We start from the raw sequence: 12545 nt of genomic DNA, 5'->3' as shown, positions 1-12545 counted from the left end.
CGCCGGCCGGGGCGGCGCACGTAACTTGTCGGCGCACGAAGGGATCTGTCTCGCCCATGTACACAGCATCGTCCTCCGTGTCCGCCCCGCCCCGGCCGCTCCGTCCCTCCGGGACGGGCGGCGGGCCGTATCTCGACCCCCGCGCCGCTGCACCGGCGTCCGGCACGGGTCGGACCCGGCGGGCGGCGGGGCCGGGCTCCCCACCGCTCAGCGGAAGACTGGACCTGTCCGGCGCCCAGGGTGCGCAGCTGCGGATGGCCATCGCCTCCGTGCACCGCATCTGCCCGGAGTTCAATCCCGTGCAGGTGCTGCGCCGCAGCGGGCGTTCGGTGCTCATCGTGGGCACCACCGGCCGCGCGACCGCGGTGGCCAAGTGTTTACTCGATCACTCCCCGGCGTGGACGGAGCGGTTCCGGCACGAAATAGCGGCATACCGCGCCTTCGTCAGGCACCGCCCGCCGGTCCGGGCACCGCGGCTCATCGCGGCCGACCCGGAGAACTGCACCCTGGTGATCGAGCGGATGCCCGGACGGGTCGCGGCGCTGACGAGGCATCCCGCGGAGGCGCCGCCCCGGGCGGACCTGCGGGCCGTGCTCGGAGCCGTCAGCCGGATCAATGCCTGGAGGCCGCCGGCCGGGCTGTTCGACGCCCCGTTGGACTACGCCTCACGCATCGCCCGCTATCACGAGCTGGGTCTCTTCACCGACCGTGATCTGGGCGACCTGCAGAAGCTGCTGCACGGCCTGGCCCACGCGGGCGGTCGGCAGGGCATGGGCCAGTTCTGTCACGGCGACGCCCTGCTCTCGAACATCCTGCTGCCGCCCACCGGGCCCGTGCTGGTCGACTGGGAGCACGCCGGCTGGTATCTGCCGGGATACGACCTGGCGACGCTCTGGGCCGTGCTCGGTGACGCACCGGCGTCCCGGCGGCAGATCAGCCAGCTGGCGCAGGCGGCAGGGGCTGCCGCCCGTGACGCCTTCCTGGTGAACCTGATGATCGTGCTGACCCGCGAGATCCGTACGTACGAGACGGCTGTCCAGCGGGCCATGCGTGAAGGGGCGCCGGCCGGGGCCGGCCAGGCACGGCCGGGCCTGCTGACCTCCGGCGAGGAGCAGAGGCTGCTGCTGCGGAGGTTGCACGACGACTGCGCGATGGCCCGGCGGGCCGTGCGCGCCGCGGTGGGGACACGCTGATGACCACGCCGGGTACACCGGCCTGACGGACGGGGGATGCGCGCTGCGGGACCGGTGCCGACACATGGGTCCCGCAGCGCGCTGTTCACTGTCTCAGCAGCCGCTCACGATTCGGCTCGCACGACATCGACGTCGGATGCCTTCACGAAACCGATCCGGTGTCCGATCTGGACCGTCACGTACTTCTGGTTTCCGCGGAAGTACGTGTGGTCGTACGGTTTCGAGGCGTCGATCGTCGGCGCGTAGTAGTAGCCGGTGGGTGCCTCGCCCCCTCCGGGGAACGCCTGCCCCGCCTTGATGGTGTAGACGAGCGGACTGCCCACGGTCGGCTTGGTGAAGTCCGTGGGGTACTCCGCCTTCTCCGGATAGGCGACGCCGTACACGGGCACTTCCTCCTTGCCGGTCTTCGGCCGCACGACGAGGCCGGAGGTGGGGGTGACGGTCCGGGACCCGGCCGGGGTACGGAACCACGCCTTCTGCCCGTACCACCAGATCGCCGTCCAGCCGGGTGCCCTGCCGGCCACGACGGCCTGCTGGGTGGCGCTGATCTTGCTCCCCCAGTCCGCCGCGCAGTTCGTCCCCGGCGAGCCGTCCGGGTGCAGTCCCGGGTCGGAGAAGAGCGGCGAGTCCGCGGACGGTCCGGTGTGCAGCGGTACCGCGCTGCTGCCCTGCCGGGGCAGGTCGACGTTCTTCTCGCAGTCGCGGAACTCCTGCTGGTTCTTGGTGAAGTCCGCGCTGACGGTGACCAGCTCACTGCTTCGGGGGGCGCTCGGAACGGTGGGCTCGCCCAGCAACCGCATGAAGCGGTTCCAGTCCCAGTAGGGGCCCGGGTCCCAGTGCATGTTCCGGGTGCCGGACGCACCGGTGGGCGGCACGCCGTCGTGGCCCAGGATGTGCTGCCGGTCGAGCGGGATGTCGTACTTCGCCGCCAGGTGACGTACGAGGCGTGCCGTGGAGCGGTACATCTCGGGGGTGTACCACTTGGCGCCCTCGGCGGCGACGCCCTCCTGCTCGATGCCGATGGAGTGGGAGTTGAGGTACCAGTTGCCCGCCTGCCAGGCGACGTCCTTGTTCTTCACCATCTGTGTGACATGACCGTCGTCCGAGCGCACCACGTAGTGGGCGGAGGTCTGGTTGGCGGGGTTCTGGAAGATCTGCAGAGTGGTGTCGTAGTCGACCTCGGTGTCGTGCAGGACGATGAACCGGATGGCGTTGGTGTCGGGCCGGTTCGCCGTGTCGTAGTTGCCGTAGGTCTCCTTGTCCGCAGGGTCGCCGGTCTGCTGGTAGGCCGCGGGGACCCAGTCGCAGGCGAGTCCGGGCGGGCATTCCGGTCGTACGGTGTCCGCTCCCGCCGCGGCCGGGGAGAGGAGCGCCACGCTCAGCGCCCCTGCCGTGGTCAGTGCGAGCGCGAGTCTGATCCTCTGCTTCGACGTCATGACAACCCTTCTTGGCCAGGTGGCGAAGCGGTTCCCGGGGGGACGCCCCCGTGTTCGTCGGTCGGCGCACACTCTGTGGCGGGAGGTGTTGGTGAGTCAAGAGTGCAGTGTGCCGCCGGACATGGGTTTGTGTGACTATTCCGCGCTGTGCGTGCCCCGTATGGCCGAGGGGTAGTGCTGGCGCCGACAGGACCGGTCCGTGTGGATCGCGCGAAGTTCTCGGAAAGGCCGGACGCACATGGCACAGCCCTTCTCACTGCCGGACTTCTACGTGCCGTACCCGGCGCGTCTCAACCCTCATCTGGAGGCTGCCCGGGCCCATACCCGGGAGTGGGCGCGCGGGATGGGGATGCTGGAGGGCTCCGGTGTCTGGGAGGAGAAGGACCTCGAGTCCCACGACTACGCGCTGCTCTGCGCGTACACCCATCCGGACTGCTCGGCCGAGGCCTTGTCCCTGGTCACCGACTGGTATGTGTGGGTCTTCTTCTTCGACGACCACTTCCTCGAGCTGTTCAAGCGCACTCCGGACCGGGAGGGCGGCAAGCGGTATCTGGACCGGCTGCCCGCCTTCATGCCGATGGAGCGGGGTGCGTCGACCCCGGAGCCGGAGAATCCGGTGGAGGCGGGCCTGGCCGATCTCTGGGCGAGGACCGTACCGGCCATGTCCGACGCCTGGCGGGCCCGGTTCGCCGAGGCGACGGAGGCTCTGCTCAACGAGTCCCTGTGGGAGCTCTCGAACATCAATGAGGGGCGGATCGCCAACCCCGTCGAGTACATCGAGATGCGCCGCAAGGTCGGTGGGGCACCGTGGTCGGCGGGGCTGGTGGAGTACGCGGCGAACGCGGAGATTCCTGACCCGGTGGCGGATTCGCGCCCGCTGCGCGTACTGAGGGACGCCTTCTCCGACGCGGTGCATCTGCGCAACGACCTGTTCTCGTACCAGCGCGAGGTCGAGGACGAGGGCGAGAACAGCAACGGTGTCCTGGTCCTTGAGAGGTTCCTGGGCTGCTCGACCCAGGAGGCGGCCGAGGCGGTCAACGATCTGCTCACGTCGCGGCTTCAGCAGTTCGAGAACACCGCCCTCACCGAACTCGCGCCGCTCTGCGCGGAGAAGGGCCTCTCCCCCGACGGGACGGCCGCTGTCCTGGCGTACGTCAAGGGGCTTCAGGACTGGCAGTCCGGCGGCCACGAGTGGCACATGCGCTCGAGCCGCTACATGAACGGTGGCGGCGCGGGTGAGAGCGTTCCCGGTTTCGGGATGGCCGCGGCCTCGCTGCGCCTCACCCCCCGTTCCGAATCGCTCCGGCTGCGCAGCCATACGCATGTGCCGTACCAGCACGTCGGTCCGTCGCTGCTGCCGGACTTCGACATGCCGTTCAGCACGACGCTGAGCCCGCACCTGGACGGGGCGCGCCTGCGGATCGTGGACTGGTCACGCCGGATGGGGCTGCTGGAGGCCCAGCCGGGTGTGCCGGGTTCGCACATCTGGGACGAGGAGCGGCTCGTCGCGACGGATCTGCCGCTGTGTGCGGCGGGACTGCACCCGGACGCGACCCCTGACGAGCTCGATCTCTCCTCGGGATGGCTGACCTGGGGGACGTACGGTGACGACTGGTTCCCCGTGGTGCACGGCCGGACGCGTGACCTGGCGGGGGCGCGGCTTGCCAACGAGCGGCTGTCGCTGTTCATGCCGCTGGACGGCTCCCCCGTGCCGGAGCCGGTCAACGCGCTGGAGCGCGGGCTGGCGGACCTCTGGCAGCGGACGGCGGGGCCGATGGGCGAGGGCGCCCGCCGCACGTTCCGGGAGGCGGTGGAGTCGATGACGGCGAGCTGGCTCTGGGAGCTGGCGAACCAGGCGCAGAACCGGATTCCCGACCCGGTGGACTACATGGAGATGCGCCGGGCGACGTTCGGCTCGGATCTCACGATGAGCCTGTGCCGGCTGGGCCACGGCAGGAAGGTGCCGGACGCCGTCTACCGCAGCGGCCCGATGCGTTCCCTGGAGAACGCGGCGGCGGACTACGCGTGCCTGCTGAACGACCTCTTCTCGTACCAGAAGGAGATCGAGTACGAGGGTGAGGTGCACAACGGGGTCCTGGTCGTCCAGAACTTCTTCGGGGTGGACTATCCGACGGGGGTCGCGATCGTGGACGACCTGATGAACGCACGGATGCGCCAGTTCCAGCATGTCGCCGAACAGGAACTGCCTGTCCTCTATGACGACTTCGACCTGGACGCGGAGGCGAGGGAGGTCCTGGCCGGCTATGTGCTGGAGCTTCAGCACTGGATGGCGGGGATCCTGATCTGGCACCGGGACTGCCGGCGCTACCGCGAGGAGGATCTGCGCCGGGGCACCGGGACCCCGTGGCACATCAGTGGCCCCACGGGGTTCGGGACATCGGCGGCGCGGATCACACGACTGCTGTCGCAGGGGCGTTTCAGCCCTGCTGGAACAGCTCCGCGGGAAGTGGCTTGAGCAGGGCGTAAAGATCGTCGGTGATCGGCCGGTCCCAGCTGGCGATGGTGACGAGCACGCCGTCGCTCCGGTCGAACTGGACGCAGGAGATCCGGCTCTCGGAGAGCTTGACACGGCGCACGATCAGCAGGCTGTCCCCCTGCATGACGGGCACGTCCTCGGTGCCGGTGACTTCGACCGGCTCGTCGTTCTCGAGGGCGAGGAGCAGCTGGGCGACCTCGAAGGGGACCTGGCCCTCCTCGGTCTCGCGGGCCGGTGATCCCTCCGGCAGATTGCCGATGATCATCGCCGGGCCGCGTCCGCCGAACAGGTCGTAACGCAGGAACACGCCCTGGCAGCTCCCGTCGGGAGCGGGGAGCAGACCGGCGCCGAGGTTGCCGGGCCAGTCCCCCGGGTCCATGGCCAGGACGTCGAAGTCCGGGCCCGCGGGTGTGGCGGCGCTACGGCGGCGGAGGAAGGACATGGGGCCATGTTACGTGTCCCGGCTCACGTTGCGGAGCCGGGCACTCCTACGCGGACTCGGCGGCCAGTGCTTCGAGCGCCCGGACGGCGTCGGCGGCACGTGCGTACGGCACGAACAGGTGGTCGTGGTGGAATCCGGCGACGACGTTGCAGCTGATCCCCTCGTCCGTCAGGGCCAGGGAGACCGCGGCGGTCAGCCCCACGGCGTCCAGTGCGGAATGCACACGGAGAGTGATCCACGCGGCGACGAAGTGGTACGCGAGCCCTGACTCCTCGGCCTGCGCCTGGGGGACGACCAGCGTCAGCCCTTCCTGCTCGGCGACGGTGACCACCGGGGTGACACCGGTGGGCGCCGCGCCGCCGGGAAGAGTCGCGTAGACGTAGCGGCCGGGCCTGAGCTCCGGTCGCATGCCCCGCAGCAGTGTCCGAAGATCGCGCTCGCCCGTCATGGGACCACGGTACGGCCGCGCAGGCGGGGCGCGCGGACGCAGTAAGCCATTCAGGCACGCCATGTATCCATACGCTCACCTTGCGTGGCACCGGCGGTTGATCGCCCATAGCTTCGGCTCATGAGCAGAAGACACATGAAATGCCTGGCGGGTATCACCGTCTCCACAGCCACGGCCCTGGGTCTCGCGGCCGTGCCCTCCGCCGCGTCCGGGCACAGTGACCTCGTGGTGCACCCGGGCGAATCGATCCAGAGCGCGGTGGACGCGGCCCGGCCCGGCGACACCGTCGTCGTCCTGGCCGGCACCTACCGTGAGAGCGTCCTGATCACCAAGCCCGGCCTGACCCTGCGCGGCACCGGTGAGCGGACGGTGATCGCCCCGCCGGCCGCGAAGGGAGCCAAGAAGGCCAAGGCGGCGAACGCCTGCGCCACGGGTGGCAACGGCATCTGCGTCCTCGGGACGAAGAGCCGCACGGTCGACGATGTCCGCATCCGTTCACTGACGGTCTCCGGCTTCGACAAGAGCGGCATCTGGGCGTCCTGGACCGACGGGCTCTCCGTCCGCAGGGTGGCAGCCGGCAAGAACGGCACCTGGGGCATCGCCCAGGAGCGGTCCACCCGCGGTGATTTCCGGCACAACACCGCCACCGGCAACGGCGACGCGGGCATCTTCGTCGCCAACTCGGTCAGCGAGGAAGGCGGGGCGACCGACACCGGCGGCACCCTGGTCGTGGACAACTCCGTCAGCGGGAACCGCATCGGCGTCACCGCCCGCCGGGTGAGGAACCTCGTCATCGACGGCAACACCCTGACGGGCAACTGCAGCGGGGTCTTCGTCGTGGGCGACGAGTCCAAGCCCGCGGCGGGGGCGATGACCATCAGCGGCAACCGGATCGTCGAGAACAACAAGTTCTGTCCGGCCACCCCTCGTCTGTCCGCGATCCAGGGATCCGGCATCGTCCTCACCGGCAGCGAGGCCACGGTGGTCCGTTCCAACGTCATCCGTGACAACGTCGGCTCGACGCCGCTCTCCGGCGGCATTCTGCTGTTCAAGAGCTTCGTGGGCGCTCTCAACACCGACAACACCATCAGCCGCAACCTCGTGCAGGGCAACAAGCCGGCCGACCTCGCCAACCGCGACACCTCGGGTACCGGCAACACCTTCGTCAGCAACACCTGCGGGACGTCCGTCCCGGCCGGGATGTGTGCCGGATGACGGCCCACCGCCGCACGAGGAGAAACGAGACGGTATGACCACCGTGAGTCCCACCCCCGACACCACCCCCGTCGCGGCACCTCTCCCCGCACACCCGGTCTCCGCCGCCCAGAACCCGCCGCCGTCCATGCGGCTCCGGGAGCTCGCCTTCGGGGCGGCCTGCGCCGCGGCCGTGCGCGCGGCGGCGAGGCTGCGTGTGGCCGACGCGCTGGGTGAGGCACCGGCATCGGCGGCCGAGCTCGCCCTGGTCGTGGACGCCCAGCCCGTACCGCTGAGCCGGCTGCTGCGCGCACTGTGCTGCTACGGGATCTTCGAGGAGACGGCGGAGGGGAAGTTCGTCCACACCGAGATGTCCCGGCTGCTGCGCGAGGACGACCCGAACAGCCTGCGCTACATCTCCCTGTGGTGCACCGAACCCTGGACCTGGGAGGTCTGGCCGCGGCTCGACGACGCGGTGCGCTCCGGCTCCAGCGTCTTTCCCGAGACGTTCGGCAAGGGCTTCTTCGAATACCTCCACCAGGACGCGGGCGAGTCCGCCCAGGTGTTCAACCGGGCGATGACCACATCGAGCGTGCAGTCGGCGCAGGACGTCGCCGACCTCCTGGACCTCACCGGGGTCTCCTCGGTCGCCGACATCGGCGGCGGCCAGGGACACGTGCTCGCGAGTCTGCTGGAGAAGCACCCCTCGGTCCGGGGAACGCTCCTCGACCTGCCGGGTGTCGTGGCCCGTGCGGACGCCAGGCTGCGGGACGGCGGCCGCCTCGCGGACCGCGTACGGATCGTGCCCGGCGACTGCCGTGAGGACATCCCGTTCGAGGTGGACCTCTACATCATCAAGAACATCCTCGAATGGGACGACGAGAGCACCCGCAGGACCCTGCGCAACGTGGTCGCCGCGGCCCGCTCCGGTGCCCGCGTGGTGATCATCGAGAACCTCGTCGACGACACCCCGTCGATGAGGTTCACCACCGCCATGGACCTGCTGCTCCTGCTGAACGTCGGGGGTGCCAAGCACACCCGGGAGAGCCTGGTCGGGCGGATGTCCGACGCCGGCCTGCGGGTCGGCGAGATCCACCCGGTCAACGCGTACCTGCACGCCTTCGAGTGCGTCGTGCCGTAGCGCGGGCACGCACGCGGACCGCCCCGGGTCCGGCACCTGAGTGCCGGACCCGGGGCGGTCTTCTGTCCGTCAGGCGGAACCGTCGCTCTGCCACCGGTAGAACGGCTGGGCCATCGCGTCCTTCGGACCGCGCCAGGTCTCCGGGTCGTAGGGGCTCACGAAGGCGGTCAGCCGGTCGCTGATGGCCTTGAACTCCGGGTGCTCCGTCACCTTCGCGATCTCCGGGCCGGGGGGCCGTTCGGATTCGATCAGGTGGAGATACACGTCGCCGAACTGGAACAGCGTGCGCCTGTTGACGCCGACGAGGTGCGGCAGGTCGGTGTTGTCCGAGGCCGCGAACAGCTTCGCGATGTCCGGCGCGGACTCCGGCGCCATCCGGGCGACGATCAGTGCGTGGTGCATCTGGCTGCCTTTCGGGGCATCAGTTGGCGGGGACCGAGGCGGAGCGGCGCTCCCGGTCGCGCTGCTCGATCTTGTCGCGGATGAGCTCCATCTGGACGCGGGAGTTGCGGTTGATGTTGTCGGTCATCCACGCGTCGTCGACCGGTGCGTCGGGGCGCATCGCGAAGTCCTGGCGCCAGTGCATGCGCGTGCCGCCCGGGACCTCGGAGTACTCCCACCGGATGTCCATGTGCTGGAACGGTCCGGTCTCGACGCGCCGGGCGCGTACGTTGCGCCCCTGGCGGTCCGTGGTGCGCTCGGATACCCAGCTCCAGACCTTGCCGTTGTCGTCGGGGTGCATGGTGAGGCGGAAGGTCGTCTTCTGGCCCTCCCGCTTCATCACCTCGACGGACGCGTACTCGCTGAACAGCTGGGGCCAGTTCTCGAGATCGTTCGTCATGTCCCAGACGAGGTCCAGGGGGGCGGCGATGGTGATCTCGTTCTCGGTGTGTCCAGTCATGTCAGGCTCCTGTCACGAGCGTGTTGTTCACGAGGTCGAGGAACTCGCCGGGCGTCTTGCACCGGTCGGCGTCGACCGGCAGCGGGTGGCCGTACCGGTTCTCCAGCGCGGCCACGATGCCGAGCAGGCCGAGCGAGTCAAGGCCGTACGCGTCGAAGGCGGAGCCGGGGCGGCTCGCCATCTCCGACGGGTCGACCGTCAGGCCGGCGCCGCTCTTCATCAGCGCGGCCAGTTCTTCGTACGTCAGCTGAGCGGTCATGAGGGGCTACTCCTTCTCATAGCGGGGTGTCGGTGGGGCGGCGCAGCACCAGGGCCGAGTTCGAGCCCATCAGCCCGCGGCTCAGGACGAGCGCGGTGCGCAGTTCGGCGGGACGCGCGCGCCCGGTGACCAGGTTCAGGTCGTGGCACACGTCGAAGACGTTGGGCGTCGGCGGGACCATGCCGTGTTCCATGGCGAGCACCGCGGCGGAGGTGTCGAGCACGGGTGCGCCGCAGTAGGCGCGGCCGGTGCCGGTCTTGGGCGCGGTCACCGGGACGCGGCGTCCGTGTGCGCCCAGGGCATCGGCGATGGCGAGGGCCTCGGCCCGGTCGGCCGCGGGCACGCCGAGGGCGTCGGCGAACACGACGTCGATCTCCTCCGGCGCGCAGCCCGCCTCGCGGAGCGCGCCTTCGATCGCCCGGGCCAGTCCCGCCCGGGACTCCTCCCAGCGGGCCGCGCCGGTGAAGGTCGCGGCGTGGCCGGCCAGTTCGGCCCGGACGGTCGCACCGCGGGCGCGGGCCGTCGTCTCCTCCTCGACGACCAGCATGGCGCCGCCCTCCGCGGGCACGAATCCACAGGCGTCCGCGGTGAACGGCCGGTAGGCCCGGGTCGGCTCGTCGCAGAGGCTGAGGTCCTCGTAGCCGAGCTGGCAGACCACCGAGTACGGCGCGAGGGGTGCCTCGGCCGCGCCGACCACGACGGCGTCCGTTCCCCGCCGGATGGACCGCGCGGCGTGCATCAGCGCGTCGAGGCCGCCGGCCTCGTCGCTGGCGACGACGGCGCACGGCCCCTTGAAACCGCCGCGGATCGAGATCTGGCCGGTGCTGGCCGCGTAGAACCAGGCGATGGACTGGTACGGGCCGACGAATCGGGAGCCCTCGCCCCACAGCCGCTGCAGCTCGCGCTGGCCGAACTCGCCTCCGCCGGAACCGGCGGCGGTGACCACGCCCACCTTGAACGGCGCGCCCTCGTAGTCCGCGCGTCCGAGCCGCGCGTCGTCCAGCGCGAGATCGGCGGCGGCCATCGCGTAGTGCGTGAAGCGGTCGGTCTGGACCAGGAAGCGCTCCTCGATGAAGGCGACCGGGTCAAAGTCCCTGACCTCGCCCGCGACACGCAACGGGAGGTTCTCGCAGCCCTCGCGGGACACCGTGTCGAGGACGCTGACCCCTTCCTGGGTCTGCTTCCAGAAGGCACCGGCGCCGGTCCCGTTGGGGGCGACGACACCGATCCCCGTGATGACGGAACTGCGGCGTACCGGGGTTGCCGGGGCGTTCATGGGGTCCTCCCGCCTGTTCTGGTCATGGCGACGGCGGACTGGAATCCGCCGAAGCCGCTGCCGACCGAGAGCACGCTGCGCAGCTTGAGGGGCCGAGCGGTGCGGGGTACGTAGTCGAGATCGCACTCGGGGTCCGCGGTCTCGTAGTTGGCCGTCGGCGGCACCGTCTGGTGCTTGAGGGCCAGGACGCAGGCGGCGATCTCGATCGCGCCGATGGCGCCGAGGGAGTGGCCGACCATCGACTTGATGGAGCTCATCGGGACCTTGTACGCGTGCGCGCCCAGCGCCCGTTTCACCGCCGCCGTCTCGTGCCGGTCGTTCTGCTTGGTGCCCGAACCGTGCGCGTTGACGTAGTCGACCTGCGATCCGTCGAGCCGGGCGTGTGCGAGGGCGGTGTTGATGGCCTCGGCCATCTCCAGTCCCTCGGTGGTCAGCCCGGTCATGTGGTAGGCGTTGCCGAATGTGGCGTAGCCCGATATCTCGCAGTAGACGGTCGCGCCGCGGGCGCGGGCGTGCTCCAGTTCCTCGAGGATGAGGACGGCGCCGCCCTCGCCCATGACGAAGCCGTCCCTGCGGGCGTCGAACGGCCGGGAGGCGTGCTCCGGGTCGTCGTTGTTCGCCGAGGTCGCCTTGATCGCGTCGAAGCACGCCACCGTGATGGGGGTGATCGGTGTGTCGGAGGCTCCGGCGACACAGACGTCCACGCGTCCTTCCTCGACGGAGTGGAAGGCGTACCCGATCGCGTCGAGGCCGGAGGTGCAGCCGGTCGAGACCGTCTGCACCGGCCCGTGCGCGCCCACCTCCTCCGCGACCGCGGAGGCGAGGGTACTGGGCGCGAACGCGCGCTCCAGGTGGGCACCCGCCGGCCGGTGATCGACGTCCCAGCGCGCACCGCTGCCGCTGACCGCGACGTAGTCGTGCTCCAGGCGCGTGGTGCCGCCGACCGCGGTCCCGAGGGAGACCCCGACGCGCCAGGGGTCCTCCTTCTCGAGGTCGAGTCCGGCGTCGCCCAGCGCTTCCCTGGCCGCCACGAGGGCGAACTGGATGTACCGGTCCGAGCGGGCGATCAGGTCCGCGTCCAGGCCGTGGGCGACGGGATCGAAGTCGCACTCGGCGGCGATACGTGACCTGAACTCCGCGGGGTCGAACAGCGTGATTCCGCGTGTCGCGGTACGGCCGTTGGCGAGCAGGTCCCAGAACGCCGGGGCTCCGATGCCACCGGGTGCGACGACGCCGACCCCGGTGACGGCCACGCGCCGGGTCATGAGGCCGCCCCCGTTCGTTCTGGCGGCGCGTAGCCGTCACTGGGGTCCGCGGTCTCCGTGACCTCGGTGTCCACGTGCCCGAGCTCGGGCCGCGGCGCGAGCGGGCCGAGGTGGAAGACCATGCGGGCCTCCACGTCGCCCACGTTGCGGAAACGGTGACGGACGTGCGGCGGGATCAGCAGGCCCTGATCGGGCCGCATCGGGTGCGCTTCGCCGTCCAGGTCCACTTCGAGAAGCCCGTCCACGACGTACACGAATTCCTCGGAGTACGGGTGGTAGTGCTCGCCGATCCGGTCCCCCGGGGCGACGATGGCCAGCCCCATGAAGCCGCTGGTGGCGCCCACCGCCGTGGGGGTGAGCATGGCGCGCAGGTCGCCTCCGCGCCTGCGGTTGGGCTGAGTCTCGCTGAGGTCCACGATGCGAGGCCGGTGGGTGGTCATGGCTGTTCTCCTCCAGGCACGTTGTGCGGTGTGACGGCAGCGGGGGTGGCCCC

At 70.3% G+C, this 12545-nt stretch carries 13 protein-coding genes; 4 read left to right on the top strand and 9 right to left on the bottom strand.

The genetic code is table 11. The features are described from left to right. The first annotated feature begins 56 nt into the window (after positions 1-56). Positions 57-1193 carry an aminoglycoside phosphotransferase family protein gene (locus AB0P41_RS13405; RefSeq protein ID WP_365931920.1) on the top strand — a complete coding sequence of 379 codons (1137 nt, stop codon included), beginning with the start codon at positions 57-59 and terminating at the stop codon, positions 1191-1193. A gap of 104 nt (positions 1194-1297) precedes the next feature. Here AB0P41_RS13405 and AB0P41_RS13400 read toward each other — a convergent pair whose 3' ends face one another. Continuing rightward, complete coding sequence (locus AB0P41_RS13400; protein ID WP_365931918.1) at positions 1298-2629, bottom strand: peptidoglycan recognition family protein; 1332 nt, start codon at positions 2627-2629, stop codon at positions 1298-1300. 238 nt (positions 2630-2867) lie between these two features. On the opposite strand from AB0P41_RS13400, the gene AB0P41_RS13395 reads away from it, so the two are divergent. Then, on the top strand, positions 2868-5105 hold the full coding sequence (locus AB0P41_RS13395) for a family 2 encapsulin nanocompartment cargo protein terpene cyclase (protein ID WP_365931917.1): 2238 nt from the start codon (positions 2868-2870) through the stop codon (positions 5103-5105). On the opposite strand, the gene AB0P41_RS13390 is transcribed toward AB0P41_RS13395, so the two are convergent. Both AB0P41_RS13390 and AB0P41_RS13385 read right to left on the bottom strand, forming a co-directional pair. Continuing rightward, positions 5068-5568 carry a hypothetical protein gene (locus tag AB0P41_RS13390; RefSeq protein WP_325748050.1) on the bottom strand — a complete coding sequence of 167 codons (501 nt, stop codon included), beginning with the start codon at positions 5566-5568 and terminating at the stop codon, positions 5068-5070. The genes AB0P41_RS13395 and AB0P41_RS13390 overlap by 38 nt on opposite strands. Positions 5569-5614: 46 nt before the next feature. Next, positions 5615-6016, bottom strand: a complete 402-nt coding sequence (locus tag AB0P41_RS13385) for an ACT domain-containing protein (protein ID WP_365931915.1) — start codon at positions 6014-6016, stop codon at positions 5615-5617. Positions 6017-6136: 120 nt separating this feature from the next. Between AB0P41_RS13385 and AB0P41_RS13380 the strand changes: the two genes are divergently transcribed. Together AB0P41_RS13380 and AB0P41_RS13375 are read left to right on the top strand one after the other, a co-directional pair. Then, complete coding sequence (locus AB0P41_RS13380) at positions 6137-7231, top strand: right-handed parallel beta-helix repeat-containing protein (RefSeq protein ID WP_365931914.1); 1095 nt, start codon at positions 6137-6139, stop codon at positions 7229-7231. Positions 7232-7265: 34 nt separating this feature from the next. Then, positions 7266-8351 carry a methyltransferase gene (locus AB0P41_RS13375; RefSeq protein WP_365931912.1) on the top strand — a complete coding sequence of 362 codons (1086 nt, stop codon included), beginning with the start codon at positions 7266-7268 and terminating at the stop codon, positions 8349-8351. A gap of 69 nt (positions 8352-8420) precedes the next feature. On the opposite strand, the gene AB0P41_RS13370 is transcribed toward AB0P41_RS13375, so the two are convergent. Genes AB0P41_RS13370 through AB0P41_RS13345 form a run of 6 tightly spaced genes read right to left on the bottom strand, consistent with a single transcriptional unit; the run spans position 8421 to position 12492 of the window. Continuing rightward, positions 8421-8753 carry a TcmI family type II polyketide cyclase gene (locus AB0P41_RS13370; RefSeq protein ID WP_356706958.1) on the bottom strand — a complete coding sequence of 111 codons (333 nt, stop codon included), beginning with the start codon at positions 8751-8753 and terminating at the stop codon, positions 8421-8423. Between the two features lie 19 nt (positions 8754-8772). Then, a complete protein-coding gene (locus AB0P41_RS13365; RefSeq protein ID WP_104791181.1) occupies positions 8773-9252 on the bottom strand; it encodes an SRPBCC family protein in 480 nt (159 codons plus the stop codon). A gap of 1 nt (position 9253) precedes the next feature. Next, on the bottom strand, positions 9254-9511 hold the full coding sequence (locus AB0P41_RS13360; RefSeq protein ID WP_104791180.1) for an acyl carrier protein: 258 nt from the start codon (positions 9509-9511) through the stop codon (positions 9254-9256). 16 nt (positions 9512-9527) lie between these two features. Continuing rightward, entirely contained in the window at positions 9528-10787 is a 1260-nt protein-coding gene (locus AB0P41_RS13355) for a ketosynthase chain-length factor (protein WP_356706960.1), read from the bottom strand. Continuing rightward, on the bottom strand, positions 10784-12052 hold the full coding sequence (locus tag AB0P41_RS13350) for a beta-ketoacyl-[acyl-carrier-protein] synthase family protein (RefSeq protein WP_365931909.1): 1269 nt from the start codon (positions 12050-12052) through the stop codon (positions 10784-10786). Before AB0P41_RS13350 ends, AB0P41_RS13355 begins: the two co-directional genes overlap by 4 nt. Then, positions 12049-12492, bottom strand: a complete 444-nt coding sequence (locus tag AB0P41_RS13345) for a cupin domain-containing protein (RefSeq protein WP_104791177.1) — start codon at positions 12490-12492, stop codon at positions 12049-12051. Before AB0P41_RS13345 ends, AB0P41_RS13350 begins: the two co-directional genes overlap by 4 nt. Between the last annotated feature and the right edge of the window lie 53 nt (positions 12493-12545).

Origin of the sequence: Streptomyces sp. NPDC079167 (assembly GCF_040686735.1) — a bacterium.
Classification (GTDB): domain Bacteria; phylum Actinomycetota; class Actinomycetes; order Streptomycetales; family Streptomycetaceae; genus Streptomyces.
This window is presented reverse-complemented; position numbering and strand designations above follow the sequence as displayed.

Coding starts and splice junctions, on each gene's coding strand:
- AB0P41_RS13405 (WP_365931920.1), top strand. CDS start 57: ATGTACACAGCATCGTCCTCCGTGTCCGCCCCGCCCCGGCCGCTCCGT.
- AB0P41_RS13400 (WP_365931918.1), bottom strand. CDS start 2,629: ATGACGTCGAAGCAGAGGATCAGACTCGCGCTCGCACTGACCACGGCA.
- AB0P41_RS13395 (WP_365931917.1), top strand. CDS start 2,868: ATGGCACAGCCCTTCTCACTGCCGGACTTCTACGTGCCGTACCCGGCG.
- AB0P41_RS13390 (WP_325748050.1), bottom strand. CDS start 5,568: ATGTCCTTCCTCCGCCGCCGTAGCGCCGCCACACCCGCGGGCCCGGAC.
- AB0P41_RS13385 (WP_365931915.1), bottom strand. CDS start 6,016: ATGACGGGCGAGCGCGATCTTCGGACACTGCTGCGGGGCATGCGACCG.
- AB0P41_RS13380 (WP_365931914.1), top strand. CDS start 6,137: ATGAGCAGAAGACACATGAAATGCCTGGCGGGTATCACCGTCTCCACA.
- AB0P41_RS13375 (WP_365931912.1), top strand. CDS start 7,266: ATGACCACCGTGAGTCCCACCCCCGACACCACCCCCGTCGCGGCACCT.
- AB0P41_RS13370 (WP_356706958.1), bottom strand. CDS start 8,753: ATGCACCACGCACTGATCGTCGCCCGGATGGCGCCGGAGTCCGCGCCG.
- AB0P41_RS13365 (WP_104791181.1), bottom strand. CDS start 9,252: ATGACTGGACACACCGAGAACGAGATCACCATCGCCGCCCCCCTGGAC.
- AB0P41_RS13360 (WP_104791180.1), bottom strand. CDS start 9,511: ATGACCGCTCAGCTGACGTACGAAGAACTGGCCGCGCTGATGAAGAGC.
- AB0P41_RS13355 (WP_356706960.1), bottom strand. CDS start 10,787: ATGAACGCCCCGGCAACCCCGGTACGCCGCAGTTCCGTCATCACGGGG.
- AB0P41_RS13350 (WP_365931909.1), bottom strand. CDS start 12,052: ATGACCCGGCGCGTGGCCGTCACCGGGGTCGGCGTCGTCGCACCCGGT.
- AB0P41_RS13345 (WP_104791177.1), bottom strand. CDS start 12,492: ATGACCACCCACCGGCCTCGCATCGTGGACCTCAGCGAGACTCAGCCC.